Source organism: Pectobacterium sp. 1950-15 (assembly GCF_037136835.1).
Taxonomy (GTDB): Bacteria; Pseudomonadota; Gammaproteobacteria; order Enterobacterales; family Enterobacteriaceae; genus Pectobacterium.
On the sequence record NZ_JBBBQR010000004.1, the window covers coordinates 37,301 to 56,584 of the forward strand.

Here is a 19,284-nt window from a genome sequence, read left to right on the forward strand (position 1 = left end):
TAAATGCGTAAGAATTTTCCGGTCAGTGATATTCAGTATTTATTAGATGAAAAAGCCAAGCTAATGTCGGTGACCACCATCGATAGTCATATCACTTATGCAAATGACGATTTTATTGATGCCAGTGGTTACGACTTTGAGGAAGTCCTCCACCAACCTCACAATATCGTGCGCCACCCGGACATGCCCCCGCAGGCGTTTGCCGACATGTGGGCAACGCTAAAGGCAGGTAAAATCTGGACAGCCGTCGTCAAGAACCGCCGCAAGAATGGCGATTACTATTGGGTCAAAGCCAGTACAACGCCGCTGATGAAGGACGGGAGAATAACAGGATACATGTCGGTACGAACTCGGAGTTCGCAGGAAGAGATTCGGCAAGCGGAAGCACTTTACCGCCAAATGAATGAGAATAAATTAAAAAAACGCCAACTCTTTCAGGGACTGCTGATTTATAAAGGCGCGCTAAAATTTCTTAGCTTATTTAACGTTATTCCCGTACGCTGGCGGATAAGAAGCTATATATTCCTTTTCATGCTATTCGCGCTACTTTTCTTACTTGCGACGCTTCAACCCACAACGCCGCTATTAATTTTTGCTTTGGCGTTACTCGCTGGCGCAGCCATAACCAGTGAACTATTAGTTCAGCACTTAGCAAAACCACTGGAAAGAATTCTACGTCAGGCCATTAATTCCGCATCCGGGCAGGCAGATAACTCGTTTCAACTTAATCGCGTGGATGAAGTGGGGATGTTATTACGTGCCGTCAATCAATCCGGCATGAATTTCCGCACGTTTGTCGATGATGTCAACGGCAAGCTAGCCGAACTGCGCCACGCCTGCGGCGAGATCGCCTCCGGGAATTACACGCTGAGCCAGCGCTGTGAAGATACCGCACAAAGTTTGCAATCCACCGCATCATCAATGGAAGAGCTGACGGCGACGATTCAAAGCAACGCCTCTGCTTCGCAGTTGGCAACACGCTGTGCGAACGATGCTAATCAGGCCGTCGATGCTGGTGAGAAAGCGGTGAGTCAGGTCACGGATACAATGGCGGTCATGACCCGCTCCAGCAAAGAGATCACCGACATCATCAGCGTGCTGGATAATCTGGCGTTCCAAACCAACATTCTGGCGCTCAATGCGGCAGTCGAAGCCGCTCACGCGGGAGAACAGGGCAAGAGCTTCGCTGTGGTCGCGGGAGAAGTCCGTATTCTGGCACAGCGTAGCGCCGCTGCCGCCAAAGATATCGCGGCGATTATCGACGCCACAATCGCGAACATTCATACCAGCGATAAATTGGTCAACCACACCAGCCAGTCGATGCACAATATATTGATGCAGGTGCAGCAGGTTACTCAGCTTGTGAACCAAATCAGCCTGGCGACACAAGAGCAATCGCAAGGACTGGGGCAGATTAACTCGGCGGTGAACAACATTGATGAATTGACGCGCCAGAACACCATTTTGGCGACACATTCCAGTTCTGCCATTAACAGCCTAGAACAGCAGATCTCCACAATGTCCGAAGCCGTGTCGGTTTTCAGTACACCTCGCTAACCCCGTTCTTACGTTATTATTGCCCCTCAATTTCAAACCGTTACTGTCAGTCAGGTAACGGTTTGTCACCGCCCTATTTTCTGATAGCTTAATCTAAGGATTTTTCGGAGAAACTATCAATGAAACTGGCAATTTACAGCACTAAGCAGTATGACCGTAAATACCTGGAACAGGTCAACCAGCAGTTTGGTTATGAGCTGGAATTTTTTGATTTCATGCTGACGTCGCGCACTGCCAAAACAGCGGCGGGCAGTCAGGCCGTCTGCATCTTTGTGAACGATGACGGTGGTCGTGAAGTGCTGACCGAACTGGCAGAGATGGGCATTAAAACGCTGGCGCTACGTTGCGCAGGCTTTAACAATGTCGATTTGGAAGCCGCTAAGGAACTGGGTATCAGTGTGGTGCGCGTTCCCGCGTATTCCCCTGAGGCCGTCGCCGAACACGCCGTCGGCCTGATGCTGACGCTTAACCGCCGCATTCATCGTGCCTATCAGCGTACTCGCGACGCGAACTTCTCTTTGGAAGGGCTGATTGGGTTCAATATGCACAACCGGACGGCGGGCATTATCGGCACCGGAAAAATCGGCATCGCGACTATGCGTATCCTGAAAGGTTTTGGCATGCGTCTGCTGGCCTTCGATCCCTATCCGAACCCACAGGCATTGGAATTAGGGGCTGAGTATGTCGATCTGAAAACGCTGTATGCCAACGCGGACGTCATTTCCCTGCACTGCCCGCTGACGCCGGAGAATCATCACCTGCTGAATCAGACGGCCTTTGCGCAAATGAAAAACGGCGTCATGATCGTCAATACCAGCCGTGGTGGACTGATCGACTCACAGGCGGCTATCGACGCATTGAAGCAACAGAAAATTGGCGCGCTGGGTATGGATGTTTATGAAAACGAGCGCGATCTCTTCTTTGCCGATAAATCCAACGATGTGATTCAGGACGATGTTTTCCGCCGCTTATCCGCGTGCCACAACGTGCTGTTTACCGGACATCAGGCATTCCTGACGGAAGAAGCGCTGATCAGCATTTCACAAACCACGCTCCAGAACCTGAAAGACATCAGCCAGAACGCGCCTTGTGCAAATCTGGTTACATCTTAAGTTTTCCTGCGGCAGTGCTGACTGCCGCACACTTACCCCGCCGGACAGCTTCCATTCATCAGCGACTGTTCGCTACAGCGCTTACCATTGGCTAACTGGCAGGCCCCTACGCTCGCACCGTCCAACTGTCGGGAGATCGCCATCGTTCCGCCAATCAGCGTACAGTTGACGTCAACCGGAGAACTGCTTTTCAGTAACACGACGGCGTTTTTATCATCATCTTGCGTGGCACCTTGCTGGGCAGCGGCAGCGTTCTCACTATGATTGCTGCATCCTGCCAGCAACAACACAGCGGCAGTACATAGCCATGGCAATAATTTCATGTTTTGGCCTCGGATCGGGTGGAGCGAAAGTTCTGACACCACGTTTGGCATCAACACTTATCGAATAGATTTTTCAGACAAGGACTATATCTATCACACCTCGTGATGACAACACAGGATTCAATGCGGGTGATCGGGAAAAGATAAAATTTGATAATGTCCCCTTCTTCGTGAAGGGGACATATTTTTCCATTTTAAAGATCCAAGTTTAAAAAATCCGCAATCAGTTCCATCTCTGCCAGTCGTCAAAGAAGACTTGATCTGCTTTTTCTTCATCATCCAGAAGAGCTTCTGCATATGTCCGAATAACACAATCGCTTTGAGGATACGCAGAGCATGTTAATATAAATTTAACTTTTTGCTTATCACTTAGGAATGAGCCATCCGACTGATCGACGAGACCGGTAATCAGTAGCGCAACACATGAAGAACATGCTCCAGCACGGCATGAGTAGGGTAAATTGACCCCCTCCTCTTCAAATGCATCTAAAATACACACGTCATCAGGAACTTGAATTACAGCCCCCGTAGTTAAATCTCTAACGTTATAAACCGCCATTTCTGCATCCTTTTTTAATAGTGAAAATTTATTTCATCGCGCACAGAAACACTTCGCGCGATTGCACCCTGGCCGTCTTTTATTTGAGTCATCGGCGCGATGCTCTTTATCAGCGCCCTCCTCTTTTTTATTAATTTCTTCTGACACACGTTCATTCTTCAAACGTTCATTGATTTCTTTTTCCATTTTTCCCTCTTTATTAAATTGATTCGTGAGCATGGTGGAAATTTCCGCTCAGCCAATGGCAGCTGTCACAGCGCAAGAGGTATATTACGTTTAATACCTATTTTATTATTTTAAAGCACTTTACTAACCCAATGATTTTTTGGTCAGCACTGAGTACGACTCGGCTTGCATTAACGAGCAAACAAGCGGCAGTAGAAATTTACGACAGCCTTCGATGGCAATATCATGGGGAGGGAAAAGGGAACAGCGTTCAGTCAGAACGTAACGTGGTTACGTCGATGGCTTGCTGCATAGTATTCTTGATACTTATATCAATAAATATAATTTTATATGCGATAATTTCAATGATTACAAACCTGACTTTTAAATATATTCGTCACTGGGAAGACATCTATCCCCCTTATTTTATTTTTTGATATAATTTCATCTTATTTATATAAAGAAAATAGCATTCCTCCTTGCCAAAGAAAATTAAACAACCTAGTCTCATTTCACTGCCCTGTGAATAGACTAATAGGGCAACATAGCAATACATTATCAATCAAATTAAATGAGGTGAAATAATGTCAGATCAACTTTCTGGTGGATGGACTGCTTTCCGTGATTTGAATGATGCTGATAAATCACTTTTTAAATCTACCGTACATTTGCTGGGGGTGGCTTACACACCGCTGTTTGTTGCAACACAGGTAGTATCCGGGACGAATTACTCGTTCCTGACGAAAGGCACGGTCACAACCCCAGAATCCCCGCTAAAAATTGTCAAAATTCATATTTATAAGCCGCTGAGCGGCGATGCGCACATTACTAAAATTGAAGAAGTCCTGCCGCAATAACGCAATAAATAACGCTACAGCTAGTGGATTTAACTCACTAGCCGTAGCGTGGTTTTATATCTTCTACTTCCCTGCTTTGCCAGAACCGCCTCCTGCCTTGCCTGAATTTCCGCCTGAGGATGAAGGAGCATTACCTCTATTACCACCCGATGGATTTCCGGTTGTGCTGGGCCAATTCCCTCCCTGTTGAGGGTGACTTGACGATGCTCCTCTTGATGCGCCTTTACTCATGATATCTTCCTCTCTTGGTGAACACTCCTCTATCAGGATAGTCATAAGCGACACCGTTGCCAAAAATGGCTTCATGTCACGAGTACAGCCAAACAGAATGCAGGTTGTGCTTTGCTGTTATCCCTGTGAAAAAGTGAGTCAAAGTAGTGATTCCCCCTCACTCACCGGGTAATTCTGGAACACCGCTGTAAAACGATCTGGTATTCGTCGCCGTAATCCGTACCATACACGCCATGATCATGCAGACCGTGTTGGCGTCTGCGCTGAACCGTTTTCCATCCGCAACGCTTTTTGCAACGAGCACAGATAAAAATGTCAGAAAATCAACAGATTAATCAGAAACAGCAATACAACCGCAACAAGTTTCACCCTGAAATATAAACAACTGAAACATCTATATTTTATTTATATTTCATGGTGTTAGATAAATAAACTTATTACCACAAGCTACCTTTTGCACCCCATAAACTGCCCCTTTCTTGCCCTTTTCTCTCTGTTTTGCCCTTTTTTGCCACCGACATTTAAGGATAAATATGTCATCTACTGCCTTCATTATTTGCCTGATTTTTGCCGCCGTTATGGTGCTGGTACATCCGATATTCTCAGTGCCATTTATCATTGGCGCATGCCTGATAACCGGTAAGTGCCGAATGCACCTGGATAGCACGACCAGCATCATTCTGGGCATTACCGGTTTTCTGTTACTTCTGACACTCGTTATGTGTATCAGGAGTTGGTTGAAGTAATCTGATTAGTCGAAATACGGATGTATCCGCTTCACGGTCTGCTGAACCAGCGCGTTCCGCTTACCCATCAGGCGATCAATACGTTCCCGCTTCTGGTCTGCCGTTAAGATACGATCAATCCGGGTTAGCTCGATTTGGTCATTGAGTTGCTTCACCTGCTTTTGTGTTGCCGTGAATGCCTTGCGCTGCGATAGTTTTTCACGGTTGTCTTGCAGCAGCTCGTTAGCCTCACCCAGCTTCCCCTGTTTCCGATAATCATTAATCGTGCTGTTTATCTGGTTGGCCTCCGTCATCATACGGTAAAAGTCCTCAGTAAATTGAGTAGACTTCGCAGGATCGGCACCACGGGCGAATGCTTTAATAACGGGCATTTCATCCAGCCGCAGCGACGGTGACGTACCACTATCCCCCATGTTGCGCATGATAATATTCGTCGCACCCAGAATGTACGAACCCAGCGTGCCGGTGTACCCAGTGATGATGTGATCTAACATCTTAGGTGAAAGATTCGCAGCCCCGCCGATTTCACGCATCAACAAGCTGGTCTGATCGTTATAACGAGCGCCGGCTATCACGTTACTATCGGCCATGTTCTCAATCGGTCCGCCCCTGAAGAAATCGTAGTTAACGAATGTTTCCAGAATCGGTCGGGTCGCCTGCGGTATCGGGTTGAATGCCATCGTTTCAAAGAAGTTATGTGCAACGACTTTGCCGAATTTTTCAGGCGTATCAGCGCCACCCAGCGTGCGGACAAAACGCTCTGGCAACGTGCCGAACATCAGGCCAATTTCAAACGGTTTCGGGAAGCGAACATGCTGTTCGCCAATCCATGCATGCCAGTAGGCGTCCTTATCCCAATCAGGTAGCTCCTCATAGCGATCATCGTCCCAGTTCAACGCCAGCAGCGCTAGCGATAACCCCGCAATATAGCCGCCTCGCTTCAGAACTTCTCGCGGATCCTCTTTAATTGCGCGGCCAAGTTTGCTCATGCCCTGCAAACGCGCATTGAAGAACGGCACCATATCAGACAGCGCGATTACCAGGCCGCTGGAACCTTGCATGCTGAAATCCATCAGATCGCGAGATTCAAAGGCAGCCTGTGCCTTGCTCTTTCCTGCCTTTAGCGCCGCATCGTAAGTAGCGATTCGGTTAGCGTTCTCCGCCCCTTCACTGACTTTCTGGTATTTCTCCAATCCTGCACCGATTTTATCCATCACCTCTTTGCTATTACGCACAATCGATGATTCAAACTCACGGATTTGGCTATCGTTATAACCCTTGCGCCGCAGCACCTTACGGATACTGGAAGCGGTGCCCGCTGGATCGTAAACATTGGAGTAGCCACCACCGAACGTAGCGCCAGCAAACATCATATCCACCAGCGTATCATCTGTGCGCATGGCTTTCTTCAGCCCCTGCCATGAGGAAATTGCAGGTTTGAACCCGTCCTTATTTATCGCCCATGAATGGATAGCATCACGCATAAAGTTACGGATGATGAAGTCTGGCATTGATGTGGTGCCGATCGTTAACACGCGCTTGGCCTGTCGCGCAGCTCGCATGAACAGAGAGTTACTACGCTCCAAGTCGATCATCGTGAAGGCTCGGTAAGAGGTGTTCGACGCTTTTAAGGGCGCAATGCAGGCCATTAACAACAGCGGCATGATTGAGCGTGCTCAGACACTCGATGCTTCCCGCAGCAAGTCTTACTGGTCTACGGTAGTCGAGCTTTCCGCCCGTTCTTTCGAACGCTACGTGCTGGATAAAGCCCAAGCGAAAGGCATAAGCAATGATTACCTGGTTAATATCCGAAAGGCAGATGAGCATGCAGATCCGCAAAGCTATGCTTATCCAACGAATGCGGAATTGGATGGCGGTATTCGCGAGGCGTTCGATAAACTCTTCCTAACGCTAAAGACCAAAGAAACTGATAAGGGAACAGCTTTCTACTCCCGCCAAAACGCCTCCAAATCTGGGGGCGTTTCTGTTTCTGGGGCTGATATTGGCGGCGGCAACATCATTCACGATGGTAGCTTTAGCCGTGATGGTAGTAAGCCTGAAACTGGCATGTTGCGCGACCGCGTACAGTTGGCCGCCGATGGGTTTGTCTCCCACCTTAACGGAGCGGCCAAAATTAAAGTGAAAGCGGTGCAGACGCAGGCCGAAGCCGCCGCGATGATACCTAACGGCATTCCTGCGGAATTCGGCACAGTTCATGCCATTTACCAGCCAGAGCTGAGCCGTGTGATCGTCATCGCGGACAACATCGCAAACGCCCGTGAACTACGTGCCAAGTTGCGTCATGAAGTGATTGCGCACCATGGCTTGGCGGCACTGTTTCTCGCCATTACGTTGAATCTCCAGACATATCTCTTCTGGGAAGCGAATTTTACGTTGATACATATCTTTAGCTTTTTGCACCCTTCCCCCGAATGCCCCACGGCGTGACGAATAAACTGTCACACCGTGCGTCATTGAAGTCAAGCACACGGTGGGGCATACTTCTATAAATCTCATTTTTACGCTAATTTGGACTCACAATGAGCAGAGAAGATCCTCAGTTTAGAATCAGGCTGCCGATTGAATTAAAAGAAAAAATTGAAGAGTCAGCAAAAGCAAACAGCCGGTCACTGAATGCTGAAATAGTTCAAAGGCTAGATGTGAGTTTTCTGAACGAAATCCCTACTGATGAAATAATTTCGGCTAAAGATGCCATTCAGATTGTGAATAAGGCCAAAGAGGAACTCTCCGGCATCATCTTCAAAAGAACTTTTGCTGAGATTAACAAAAAGATACGTATCGGACACACAACCTTCAATGTTGACCTAGATGACCTTGATCTTGCAGGCCTTAATGATGATGACTTTAATTCAGTATTCCAGCCAACTTTTAACCGCCTAAAAGAATTGGGATACATCATTGGAGAAACATCTTGGGATGTCGAAGGCTTTCTGGTGGAAATCCCTGGGTAAATGACCAACAAAATAACCACCTGACGTTGTGTTAATCTTTGGATGAGTTTCTATTAATCTTATGTAATGAAACTCGACTTACCAATGCACCTAAACACCCATCATGACTAAAAAAGACACTTTGATATCAAGAATCATCGAACGCAGAGCTGAGTTGGGCTGGTCGCAAGAACAGCTTTCTAAAGAATCAGGGGTTGCTGCCGCTCAAATTTCCCGCTACGAAGCAGGTATCAACGAACCTCGGGCAAACGTTATTGCTAAGTTGGCTAAAGGGCTCATGGTTCCTTTCTCATGGCTTGCCTACGGCGACACCAAAGATATGATTCAAGAACCAAATCCAGAAGGTGAAACTGAGTTCACAGTTTACCTCCCTGAAAGTTTGGCCGAAATCATTAATAATGAATCTCAAAAGCGTGGTTTAAAACCTCATGAATACATGAGAGAAGTTATGATATTCAGCATGAATCAAGAAAAGAAAAAATAATAATATCTACATATACCTCAAGGGCAATCATGAATAAAAGATACCAAGTATTTGTTAGCTCAACTTATAAAGATTTAGTTGAAGAACGGCAGCGCATCACTCAGACTTTAATGGAAATGGATTGCATTCCCGCAGGAATGGAACACTTCCCAGCCATAGATCAAGAACAGTTTGATTTCATCAAAAAGGTAATTGACGATAGCGATTATTATATCATTTTGGTTGCTGGTAAGTATGGGAGTATTTCTCCTGACACTGAGCTTAGTTATACCGAGATGGAGTATGATTATGCTGTTAGTAAAGGGATAAAAGTTATAGCTCTAGTTCATAAAGACATAAATTCTCTTACTAAAGCTAAAACAGAATCAAAAACAGATATTGCAGACAAACTTGAAGAGTTTAGAAATAAAGTATGTAATGGAAGACTGGTTAAATTTTGGAATTCAAAAGATGAAATACCAGGTTTGGTTTCCGTTAGCCTCAATAAAACAATAACAACCTTTCCGGCTATCGGCTGGGTCAGAGCTAATACTATAGCTTCAAATGAAGTTTTATCAGAGTTAAATGAGTTAAGAAAAGAAAATGAAACACTTAAGATAAAAATAAGTAAAGAAAATAACATTAAAGAATCATTCCAAAAAACCTTTGACATCTTAAAAGCCAATAAACTCTCAATACCTGTAAAAGAAAAAGAAGACCAAGAATGGAGGGACTGCAAGAAATATAACTCTGATTTATATACAATATTCACTTGGCTCTCTCCATTCATGATTAGTGAGTATTCTGAAAAAGAAACAAGAATATTGATCGCAATGTATTTATCTAAGAACCAATCAATCATAGACATCGCCCACCCTATTTCATTGAACCAATTCAACGAAATAATGGCTGACATATCAGCTTTAGAGCTTATAGAGCCATCCAAGAAAAAACATGCAATTAAAGACAAAGAAAAATATCTATCCCTCTCTAAGTACGGAAAAGAATTTACTACCTACATAAGAAGAAAAAAATTAGAAAATAACGTTAAAGAAAAATAATATATTTTCACCATCTCCCCCCAAGATAGATGACGTTATTAATATATCTTATGACTTTTAAATCATTGCGCAATTTTGGCAAAAACCATCTGCGCAACTTATTTTAACAGGTAATTCCTGGTGTTATTAATAATTTAAAATGCATTATTTACCAAATTTTAGTTAAATTATCTTAAATCAAAGAAATTAACCACTTACTTCCCAGTATAATACGGTGGATGCGCTGGCTGACTAGTTTGCGACTGCCTCAACTGATTGGCTACAGCAGCATCGGCAGACGACTTCGCTCCTTTCGTATACTGCAAATACTTAGTATCCAATTGCTCAGCGCTCAATGAGGAGACTGGCACCCCCATAGCTATAGCTTTCTGAGCAAATGCAATTTTGCCCTGATCGCCTGCTGCCCATTGCTGCAACCCACTGTCATCCTTTGCTTTCGGCTGCTGCTGAGGCTGCCCATATGAATCTCTCACCTGCTGTTCCAACTGGTCGTATTGTGAGTTAATCCCCGCCGCAGTCTGCGGATCTTGCGCCATTGGATCAGCCAGAGCCTTCGCTCTCGCCTTGCCAACATCCAGCAAGTCTTTACGCAGCCCTTTTGCTTCCTCTCGTACCGCTGTCTTATCTGGCGGGTTGACGATACTATTCATGAACTGCGCCAGTCGTGGATCATTTGCAGCCCCCACCATTTGGCTGTAGCCACGAATACGCTCATACAACTTCTCAACCGGAATAGCAGCAACTCCATCGTCTCGTTCGTCTGACGAACCATTTTTCGTCATTGGTTTCATTGCTGTCGAGCCATCACCATATGTTACTTTCAACGTTGGAATAATACCTCGTTGATCTTCTGTTAAGCCCCAATGTGCCAACTCTTTATTTTTAATTACTTTGCCCGTCTGGGGATCGGTTTCACCAACATTTCGTTGAATCAAATCGGAGAGAACCGTATTACCGACACGAATTACCGCAGGGTCGTCATAGGCTATGGAACCATCATTTACTTTTGGCATAAGCATGTTGATGTCTCTGACAGTTTGGATTTTATCCGGACCAAACAACCGTTTCGGACTCAGCGGATTATCGTCAGATATCATATTCATAAGGCGCAAAGATTCATCGTCATAAATTCCTGCACCAAGACGATCCCACGCTGCTTTCGCTATAGGGGTTTCAGAATCCAGACGTTCTTTCCGCTTTTGTTCGTTCACCTGAAAATCAAACCGCTGTTGTGCCAGGTTATTGCTCTGAGCCTGTAAAGAAGCTACAAAAAAGCCGCCCACGCCCCGATCCGTTGCTTAAGCATGAGTTTGACCAGCTTATCGGTAGTTTGTCGGGGCAAAGCAAGAACCTATGGCAATTGGCGGTTTACACCGGGCTACGCCATGGTGAGTTAGCTGCATTGGCCTGGGAAGATATCGACCTAGATGCAGGTGTTATCCATATCTCACGTAATTTAACCATCCTCGGGCACTTTGGCCCGCCTAAAACTCAGGCTGGTATCCGTACAGTCACCTTGCTTAAACCAGCCCTGGAAGCACTTCAGTCTCAAATGAAAATCACAGGTAGCAAGCGTACCAACGATATTGTCTATCACCACAGAGAATATGGCCTTACTGAAATTCAGCGTTTACGTTTCGTTTTTCTACCACGAGTATGTAATGGTGAACAAAAAATCAGTTACGCATGCGCCACTATAGGGCCATTGTGGAACGCCGCTGTAAAACGATCTGGTATTCGTCGCCGTAATCCGTACCATACGCGCCATACTTATGCTTGCTGGTTACTCTCGGCAGGTGCAAACCCTTCGTTTATTGCGAGCCAAATGGGACATGAGAACGCGCAAATGGTGTACGAAATCTACGGGAAATGGATTGAAGACATGAATGAAGATCAGGTTGGCATGCTGAATCGGAAACTCGCGCTGTGAATCGTTTTGCCCCTTTGGTGCCCCTTACGGGTGTAGGAATAGAATAAAATGTCAGAAAATCAACAAATTAACCAGAAACAGCAATACAACCTCAACAAATTGCAAAAGCGCCTGCGGCGTAACGTCGGCGAAGCTATCGCTGACTTTAATATGATTGAAGAAGGCGACCGCATCATGGTGTGCCTGTCTGGCGGGAAAGATAGCTTCACCATGCTGGAAATTTTGCGCAATCTGCAACAGAGCGCGCCCGTTAATTTTTCTCTGGTCGCGGTGAATTTAGATCAGAAGCAACCAGGGTTCCCAGAGCACGTTCTGCCGCAATACCTTGATAGCATCGGCGTGGAATACAAGATCGTCGAAGAAAATACCTACGGGATTGTGAAAGACAAGATCCCAGAAGGCAAAACCACGTGTTCACTGTGTTCACGCCTGCGTCGCGGGATTTTGTACCGTACCGCGACGGAACTCGGCGCGACAAAAATCGCCCTTGGTCACCACCGCGACGATATTCTGCAAACGCTGTTCCTAAATATGTTCTACGGTGGGAAACTGAAAGGCATGCCACCGAAGCTGATGAGCGATGACGGCAAACATGTCGTTATCCGCCCGCTAGCCTACTGCCGTGAAAAAGATATCGAACGTTTTGCGGAAGCTCGCCAATACCCGATTATTCCGTGCAACCTGTGCGGCTCACAGCCAAACCTGCAACGTCAGGTGATTAAAGATATGCTACGCGACTGGGACAAACGTTACCCTGGCCGTATTGAGACCATGTTCAGCGCGATGCAGAACGTTGTGCCGTCTCACCTTGCCGATCATGCGCTATTTGATTTCAAAGGCATTCGTCACGGTAGTGACGTGGTGGATGGTGGCGATCTGGCTTTCGACCGAGAAGAACTGCCGCTGCAGCCTGTTGGCTGGCAACCGGAAGACGATGATGAGACACCATCACTCACCCGCCTCGATGTGCTGGAAATTAAATAAGCGCAAAATCTCGTCAGGAATAGCATTAAGACACTGAACACGGTGGCAAACAGCAGCAGTTGCTGTTTCGCCACCGTTTTTATTGTCAGCTTTAAATCTCCTCGGGAGGTGGTTTAAAGCTGACAATAAAATGCCAAAGGCATTTGGCAACGTCGCTTGGATGAACAGGCACGAGTGGGATCGGAAGACAAAAAAAAAGCCGACAAAACTGTCGGCATGGTGTGAATCAATTGTGCTATGCAGTAATTCAAAAAAGGAAGTAAGACAATATGGAGCGCAACGCCCATCGCTTGACGTTGCATTCACCTGCGGGAATGATAGTGCCGCACTACAGGGTAAAAAATGTTGATATTGCTCAATTTACGCGTGGTTTTTTAGCCGTTCGCGACAGTTTGTGATTATCGGCGCACCCAGTCGCCGCAAGTCGTTATAGCCATTTACTGCGTTTTAACCACCATGCAACGCCGCCCACCAATATCACCAACATCAGGCAGAAAGTGAAAAAACCAAACGGCGCATCGCCGCCGGGAATTCCCCCTAAATTGACGCCAAATAGCCCGGTTAAGAACGTCGTCGGCAGGAAAACCATCGCCAAAAGCGACATCGTATAGGTGCGGCGGTTCATCGCTTCGGTCATCAGTGCAGTGATTTCATCCGAAAGCACCGTGGTACGTGCAATACTGGCATCCAGATCCTCCAGGCCACGCCCTAACCGATCGGCAATTTCCTGCATTCTGCGGCGATCGTCATCCTGCATCCAGGGCAGTTTCTCGCCGGAAATACGCGAGAATACGTCACGCTGTGGCGTCATATAGCGGCGTAATACGATAAGCTGTTTGCGAATCAGCGCCAGCTCGCCGCGCGGCGGAATTTTTTGCTCCAGCAAATCCTCTTCCAGATCGATGATTTTCTCATGCAAATCATCAATAAACTCGCTGGTATGATCGGTCAACGATTCCGCAATGGAAACCAGCCAACTTCCGCTGTCCGTCGGACCATTGCCTTCCTTGAGATCGGTAAGAATCTCGTCGATAGCCAGAATTTTACGGCGTCGGGTAGAAATAATCAGTTTGTCGGTAATGAATACCCGAACGGCCACCAGTTGATCCGGCCGCGCATTGGCATTCAGGTTAATGCTGCGCAGCGTAATTAACGTGCCTTCCCCCAATCGCGTCACTCTGGGGCGGACGCTTTCCCCCGCCAGCGCATTGCGCACGCTATCCGGCACCAGTGTCGTTTTATTCAACCAGCGCGCGCTGGCGGGCAACGTAGAGTCCAGGTGCAGCCAACAGGGTTTCTCGCTGTTAACCACGTCCTGCTCGCCAATCGGGGTTATCCCCCCCTTTCCATCCAACTGATACGCATGAACCGCACCGCTGTGTTGCAACTCTTTTCCTGCCAAGGATTCCACGTCTTGCCTCCAACGGTTTTGCTATCAGTTCTTTTGCTATCAGTACTGCTCTCTACCAGCCGGAGCGACATCACACCCGCTCCGACTTTATTGCTACATCATTCAATGTATTACTACGGTACTTAATGCTTTTCGATGTAAAGCATATGGCTGTAGGCCACGTCTTCCGGGTTAGTAATCGGATAGCCCTTCACCCACGGTTTGATCAAGCGTCCGTTGGTGTATTGATAGATCGGTGCAATCGGTGCTTCATCCATCAAAATCTGCTCCGCCCGGTTGTAGTCCGCATTCAGCGCCTGCGGGTTAGTCTGACTGCCCGCTTCATCCAGAACGCGATCGTAATTCGCATTTTTAAAGCGCGCGATGTTACCGCTGTGGTGCGACGTCAGCAGTGAGAGGAATGTCGACGGCTCGTTATAATCACCCACCCACGACGCCCGCACGACATCAAAATTGCCACTATTGCGGCTGTCGATGTAGGTTTGCCACTCTTGATTGGACAGGCGGACGTCTACCCCCAGCGTTTTTTTCCACATGGACGCCACGGCAATCGCGATCTTCTGGTGGCTTTCCGACGTGTTGTACAGCAGCGATAATTTCAGCGGATTGTTTGGACCATAGCCCGCCGCCGCCATCAGCGCTTTTGCCTGCGCGTCCAGCTCATCCTGAGAATACTGCTGCAACAGGCTTTCCGTCGGTTTGAAGCCTGCGGTGACATCCGGCGTGAAGTGCCAGGCAGGTTTTTCCCCCGTGCCCAGCACTTTTTCCGCAATCACTTTGCGATCGATGGCGTAAGACAGCGCTTTTCGCACTCGGGCATCGTTAGTTGGCGCCCGCTGCGTGTTAAACGCGTAATAATACGTACCCAGCTGATCCGGCGTATAAACCTGACCGGGCAAGTCTTTCAACAACTTTTGATACAGGTTCTTAGGGAACGACTCGGTGATGTCGATATCCCCAGACAGATAGCGCTTCGTCGCGTTCGATTCCTGATTGATGGGAACAAAAGTCACCTTTGTCAGGCGCGTGTTAGCGTTATCCCAATAATATGGATTCTGCGTCAGCACCAGTTTCTCATTCACCACGCGCTGATCCAGCTTAAACGCGCCATTACCAACCAGGTTACCCGGCTTCGTCCAGTCGTTCCCGAATTTTTCTACCGTGGCCTGATGTACCGGAAACAGGCTGAAATTCGCCGTCAGGCTGACAAAATAAGGGACTGGCTTGCTGAGCTGCACTTTCAGCGTATGGTCATTGACCGCCGTCACGCCGAGCTGATCGACAGGCAGCTTGCCCGCAAGAATTTGCTCGGCATTCTGAATCCCCGCAAGGCGGGCAAACCAGGAGAATGGCGAGCTATTTTCAGGCGTAACCAGACGACGCCAACTGTAGACAAAATCGTTTGCCGTAACGGGTTCACCGTTAGACCAGCGGGCATTATCGCGCAGGGTAAAGATAAACGCGCGGTTATCGGTCGTCTGCCAGCGTAGCGCCACGCCCGGAACGATGTTTCCGTTGGCATCCTGATTGACCAACCCTTCAAATAAGTCACGTGCTACCTGTGCTTCCGGCAGCCCCACCGCTTTTATCGGATCGAGAGAAGCCGGTTCGTCTTTAATATGGCGGACGATTTCCTGTTTTTCGGCCAGAGCCGCTCCCGCCGGAACCTGTGCCGCGACGGCATTGCCCGCCATGGCCGCCATCAACGCGATATAAAATGCAGAATACCCATAGTGCATGATGATTTGACCTGAAAGCATAATGAAATGATTGAAGAATATAATAGTCAGAAATCAACGCTATCATCCAGCGATCCCCCGCAATTTGTCAGCTCACATCGCTGTTTGCGTCTCCTGGTTGATTTTTTTATGATGAAGCGCATACGCAACCACAGGGCAATATCATGGAAAACACGATTATTCCTCTTCAGGCACGTCAGCAGCGAGGCAATTTGCCGTCGTTGGGCGAACCTTATGGAAAATCGCTGCTGGGCGCACCGCTGCTGTATTTCCCCGCCGAGCTAGCGCCCTCGGAGAGCGGGCTGATTATTGCTGGAACACACGGTGATGAAACCGCAGCGGTGGTGGCGCTTTCCTGCGCGCTGCGTACGCTTTTTTCGGGGCAGCGTCGCCATCACGTCATTCTTGCCGTGAACCCAGACGGGTGTCAGTTGGGTCTGCGCGCCAATGCTAACGGCGTCGATCTCAACCGCAATTTTCCAGCCAGTAACTGGCAGCCGGGGAAAACCGTTTACCGCTGGAATAGCGCGGCGGATGAACGCGATGTCGAGTTATCTACGGGTGAAACCGCCGGTTCAGAACCGGAAACGAAAGCCCTTTGCACACTGATTGAGAAACTTAATCCTCACTGGGTTGTCTCTTTTCATGAGCCACTCGCCTGCATTGAAGATCCACATCGTTCCGAATTGGGGCAATGGTTGGCGCAGCAATGCGAGCTGCCGTTAGTATCGAGTATCGGTTACGACACACCTGGCTCTTTCGGAAGCTGGTGCGCCGATCGTTCGCTTCATTGCATTACCGCTGAGCTTCCGCCGATCTCGGCAGATGCCGCCAGCGAATGCTACCTTAACGCGATGGTCGCGCTGCTAAGCCAGCAATTTTAATCGTAATTTTTATACCAATGTTGCTAATGTTGCCCTAAACTGAGCAGCGTGTTAATCACCTGTAATTAAGGACGCAAACATGTCACAGAACGTACATTTTCAAGGCAATCCTGTGCCAGTAGCAGGGTCATTCCCAGCCAAAGGAAGCAAAGCCCCGGCATTTACTCTGGTGGCTAAAGATTTGTCAGATACCCCACTCAGCAACTATGCTGGCAAGCGCAAAATCCTGAACATTTTCCCAAGCATCGATACCGGTGTTTGTGCCGCGTCCGTGCGCAAATTCAACCAGTTGGGTTCTGAGCTGGATAACACTGTTGTTCTGTGTATTTCTTCCGATCTGCCGTTCGCGCAGTCCCGTTTCTGCGGCGCGGAAGGTCTGAACAACGTCGTTGTGCTGTCTACCCTGCGTGGCGGTGAGTTCAAAGAAAACTACGGTGTTGCTATCGCTGATGGCGCGCTGAAAGGCCTGACCGCTCGTGCGGTTGTCGTACTGGATGAAAACGACAACGTGTTGCATAGCGAGCTGGTGAACGAAATCACCACTGAACCAGACTACGACGCAGCACTGGCTGTTCTGAAATAAACAACGCTGACAGCTATTCGCACTGTCAGTATTGAAAAAACGGCTGCTTACGCAGCCGTTTTGTTATTTACTCTTCGTCGTCCCCTGCCGATTTGCGTTGGCTGAGTCCATATTCCCGCAGTTTGTTGGCTATCGCCGTGTGCGATACCCCTAACCGCTTCGCCAGTTTACGTGTGCTTGGATAGGATTGATAAAGGCGGGTCAGCACAGAGCGCTCGAAACGTTTGTTGATGTCGTCCAGCGAGCCATCAAGCAGGGTTTCATCCTGTGGCGTATCAATCGAAAACGCTGGGAGATCGATGTCCTGCATATGCAGTTCGTTGCCTTCCAACTGCGTTAGCGCCCGATAAATGGTATTCCTCAACTGCCGAACGTTACCCGGCCAACCGTACTGCGGCAGGAAATGTTCCACATCTGCTGCCAGTTTAGGCCGTGAAATCCCCTGTTCATCGGCAAACCGCGCCACAAAGAGCTCGGCCAACGGCATAATGTCCGCCGGACGCTCACGCAGCGGCGGTAACATCAGCGTGAGCACATTGAGGCGATAATAAAGATCCTCCCGAAACTCACCACGCTGCACCAGCTCCAACAGGTTTTTCTTAGTCGCGCAAATCACCCGCACGTCGACATGGACTTCGTGATCTTCACCCACGCGACGAAATGTCCCGTCATTCAGGAAACGCAGTAACTTAGTCTGCATCTGCGCTGACATTTCACCGACTTCATCTAACAGAACCGAACCGCCGTTAGCCTGTTCAAAAAACCCTTTCTTACCTTCCTGCGCATTGAGATACGCACCGGGCGCATGGCCGAACAGTTCACTCTCCATCACATCATCAGGTAACGCCGCGCAGTTCAGCGCCAGGAAAGGGTTTTTGCCGCGTGGTCCGCGCAGATGGCACGCTCGTGCCAACATATCTTTACCTGTCCCCGTGTCGCCGACAATCAGCAGCGGCGCGTCCAACATTGCCAGCTTGCGCGCCTGCTCAACCACCTGACGCATTTTCGGGCTAACGGCAACGATGTGATCGAATTCATTTTCATCGTTTACGGTGAGATTCTGTAATTGCCGCCCCATGCGAGCGGCCGATTTCAGCATCACCAGCGCTCCCGCCGTGGCGGTTTTGCCAGCATCATCTTCCAGACGGACTGGCGTCATTTCCAGCAAGAAATCCTGACCGCGAATCACGACGCGCTCGGCGACAACGCTGCTACTCTTTTCCAGCCAACTGGCGAAATTAAAACCGGGGATCATACTGCCAATCGTCAAATCGCTAATGGTCTCTGCCGACTGTTCAAACAGCGCCAGCGCGGCGGGGTTAAACAGTTCAGGTTTCCCTTTCATATCCAGCGAGAATACCGGCTCCGGCATGGATTCCAGCAACGCATTCAGCGCCCGATGCTCGCGTTCAGACGGCATAAATGCCACAGTACGCACATCGCTGACGCTGTCAATGCGGCGGATTTCTGTCATCAGCAGGCGAAAAGCATCAAAATCGAGAGTGGCGAAATTGAGGTAAATACGGCCAATGGGTGCAATTTCGATGCCGCGTAAATCAATATTGCGTGACGCCAGCAGATCTAACAGTTCACGGACCATACCAATGCGGTCTTCACAAATCACTTCCAGATGCATCAACGGCTACCTTCTTCAAGAGACACGATATGGCTATTGCTGCTGATAATACCCTTTCGTTTGCGCCGGAT

18 protein-coding genes and 3 pseudogenes are annotated in these 19,284 nt (G+C 48.3%); 11 read left to right on the forward strand and 10 right to left on the reverse strand.

Going from position 1 to position 19,284, the window contains the following annotated elements; genetic code table 11:
- The first annotated feature begins 3 nt into the window (after positions 1 to 3).
- Complete coding sequence (locus tag WCT94_RS05960; RefSeq protein ID WP_336868525.1) at positions 4 to 1,557, forward strand: methyl-accepting chemotaxis protein; 1,554 nt, start codon at positions 4 to 6, stop codon at positions 1,555 to 1,557.
- Between the two features lie 119 nt (positions 1,558 to 1,676).
- Positions 1,677 to 2,669 (forward strand): 2-hydroxyacid dehydrogenase, encoded by a 993-nt coding sequence (locus WCT94_RS05965; protein ID WP_336868527.1) that lies wholly within the window; start codon positions 1,677 to 1,679, stop codon positions 2,667 to 2,669.
- Between the two features lie 32 nt (positions 2,670 to 2,701).
- Here the strand turns inward: WCT94_RS05965 and WCT94_RS05970 are convergent, their stop codons facing one another.
- From WCT94_RS05970 to WCT94_RS05980, 3 genes are all read right to left on the reverse strand, one after another.
- A complete protein-coding gene (locus WCT94_RS05970; protein ID WP_336868528.1) occupies positions 2,702 to 2,992 on the reverse strand; it encodes a putative hemolysin in 291 nt (96 codons plus the stop codon).
- Between the two features lie 223 nt (positions 2,993 to 3,215).
- A complete protein-coding gene (locus WCT94_RS05975; RefSeq protein WP_336868529.1) occupies positions 3,216 to 3,551 on the reverse strand; it encodes a 2Fe-2S iron-sulfur cluster-binding protein in 336 nt (111 codons plus the stop codon).
- 33 nt (positions 3,552 to 3,584) lie between these two features.
- The gene (locus tag WCT94_RS05980) at positions 3,585 to 3,770 is read right to left on the reverse strand and encodes a hypothetical protein (RefSeq protein WP_336868531.1); all 186 of its coding nucleotides are present in this window, start codon (positions 3,768 to 3,770) and stop codon (positions 3,585 to 3,587) included.
- A gap of 530 nt (positions 3,771 to 4,300) precedes the next feature.
- Between WCT94_RS05980 and WCT94_RS05985 the strand changes: the two genes are divergently transcribed.
- A complete protein-coding gene (locus WCT94_RS05985) occupies positions 4,301 to 4,573 on the forward strand; it encodes a hypothetical protein (protein WP_336868532.1) in 273 nt (90 codons plus the stop codon).
- Positions 4,574 to 5,555: 982 nt separating this feature from the next.
- Here WCT94_RS05985 and WCT94_RS05990 read toward each other — a convergent pair.
- Positions 5,556 to 7,145, reverse strand: a complete 1,590-nt coding sequence (locus tag WCT94_RS05990) for an LPD38 domain-containing protein (protein WP_336868534.1) — start codon at positions 7,143 to 7,145, stop codon at positions 5,556 to 5,558.
- Between the two features lie 16 nt (positions 7,146 to 7,161).
- On the opposite strand from WCT94_RS05990, the pseudogene WCT94_RS05995 reads away from it, so the two are divergent.
- Positions 7,162 to 7,524 (forward strand): annotated as a pseudogene (locus WCT94_RS05995) (LPD1 domain-containing protein); the annotation flags it as partial.
- Here the strand turns inward: WCT94_RS05995 and WCT94_RS20815 are convergent.
- The gene (locus WCT94_RS20815) at positions 7,462 to 7,767 is read right to left on the reverse strand and encodes a hypothetical protein (protein ID WP_442955480.1); all 306 of its coding nucleotides are present in this window, start codon (positions 7,765 to 7,767) and stop codon (positions 7,462 to 7,464) included. The pseudogene WCT94_RS05995 and the gene WCT94_RS20815 overlap by 63 nt on opposite strands.
- A 108-nt stretch (positions 7,768 to 7,875) precedes the next feature.
- Positions 7,876 to 7,971: pseudogene (locus WCT94_RS06000) on the reverse strand (Arc family DNA binding domain-containing protein); the annotation flags it as partial.
- 119 nt (positions 7,972 to 8,090) lie between these two features.
- Between WCT94_RS06000 and WCT94_RS06005 the strand changes: the two are divergent.
- The 3 genes from WCT94_RS06005 (at position 8,091) to WCT94_RS06015 (ending at position 10,046) form a co-directional block, all read left to right on the forward strand.
- On the forward strand, positions 8,091 to 8,522 hold the full coding sequence (locus WCT94_RS06005) for an Arc family DNA-binding protein (RefSeq protein WP_336868535.1): 432 nt from the start codon (positions 8,091 to 8,093) through the stop codon (positions 8,520 to 8,522).
- Between the two features lie 103 nt (positions 8,523 to 8,625).
- On the forward strand, positions 8,626 to 9,006 hold the full coding sequence (locus tag WCT94_RS06010; RefSeq protein ID WP_336868536.1) for a helix-turn-helix domain-containing protein: 381 nt from the start codon (positions 8,626 to 8,628) through the stop codon (positions 9,004 to 9,006).
- A 29-nt stretch (positions 9,007 to 9,035) separates the two neighbouring features.
- Positions 9,036 to 10,046 carry a DUF4062 domain-containing protein gene (locus WCT94_RS06015; protein ID WP_336868539.1) on the forward strand — a complete coding sequence of 337 codons (1,011 nt, stop codon included), beginning with the start codon at positions 9,036 to 9,038 and terminating at the stop codon, positions 10,044 to 10,046.
- Between the two features lie 194 nt (positions 10,047 to 10,240).
- On the opposite strand, the gene WCT94_RS06020 is transcribed toward WCT94_RS06015, so the two are convergent.
- Positions 10,241 to 11,329, reverse strand: coding sequence for a hypothetical protein (locus tag WCT94_RS06020; RefSeq protein ID WP_336868541.1), 1,089 nt, complete (start codon positions 11,327 to 11,329; stop codon positions 10,241 to 10,243).
- Here WCT94_RS06020 and WCT94_RS06025 point away from each other — a divergent pair.
- Positions 11,296 to 11,976, forward strand: a pseudogene (locus WCT94_RS06025) (site-specific integrase); the annotation flags it as partial. The gene WCT94_RS06020 and the pseudogene WCT94_RS06025 overlap by 34 nt on opposite strands.
- A gap of 48 nt (positions 11,977 to 12,024) precedes the next feature.
- Complete coding sequence (ttcA, locus tag WCT94_RS06030) at positions 12,025 to 12,960, forward strand: tRNA 2-thiocytidine(32) synthetase TtcA (protein WP_336868543.1); 936 nt, start codon at positions 12,025 to 12,027, stop codon at positions 12,958 to 12,960.
- 427 nt (positions 12,961 to 13,387) lie between these two features.
- Here ttcA and zntB read toward each other — a convergent pair whose 3' ends face one another.
- Positions 13,388 to 14,371, reverse strand: a complete 984-nt coding sequence (zntB, locus tag WCT94_RS06035) for a zinc transporter ZntB (RefSeq protein WP_336868544.1) — start codon at positions 14,369 to 14,371, stop codon at positions 13,388 to 13,390.
- Positions 14,372 to 14,493: 122 nt separating this feature from the next.
- Positions 14,494 to 16,110: a peptide ABC transporter substrate-binding protein gene (locus WCT94_RS06040; RefSeq protein ID WP_336868545.1), complete on the reverse strand. Its 1,617-nt coding sequence runs from the start codon at positions 16,108 to 16,110 to the stop codon at positions 14,494 to 14,496.
- A gap of 164 nt (positions 16,111 to 16,274) precedes the next feature.
- Between WCT94_RS06040 and mpaA the strand changes: the two genes are divergently transcribed.
- Positions 16,275 to 16,994, forward strand: a complete 720-nt coding sequence (mpaA, locus tag WCT94_RS06045; protein ID WP_336868546.1) for a murein tripeptide amidase MpaA — start codon at positions 16,275 to 16,277, stop codon at positions 16,992 to 16,994.
- Between the two features lie 79 nt (positions 16,995 to 17,073).
- Positions 17,074 to 17,577 (forward strand): thiol peroxidase, encoded by a 504-nt coding sequence (gene tpx, locus WCT94_RS06050; RefSeq protein ID WP_039288920.1) that lies wholly within the window; start codon positions 17,074 to 17,076, stop codon positions 17,575 to 17,577.
- A 67-nt stretch (positions 17,578 to 17,644) separates the two neighbouring features.
- Here tpx and tyrR read toward each other — a convergent pair whose 3' ends face one another.
- Entirely contained in the window at positions 17,645 to 19,213 is a 1,569-nt protein-coding gene (tyrR, locus tag WCT94_RS06055; RefSeq protein WP_336868548.1) for a transcriptional regulator TyrR, read from the reverse strand.
- Positions 19,214 to 19,284 lie beyond the last annotated feature (71 nt).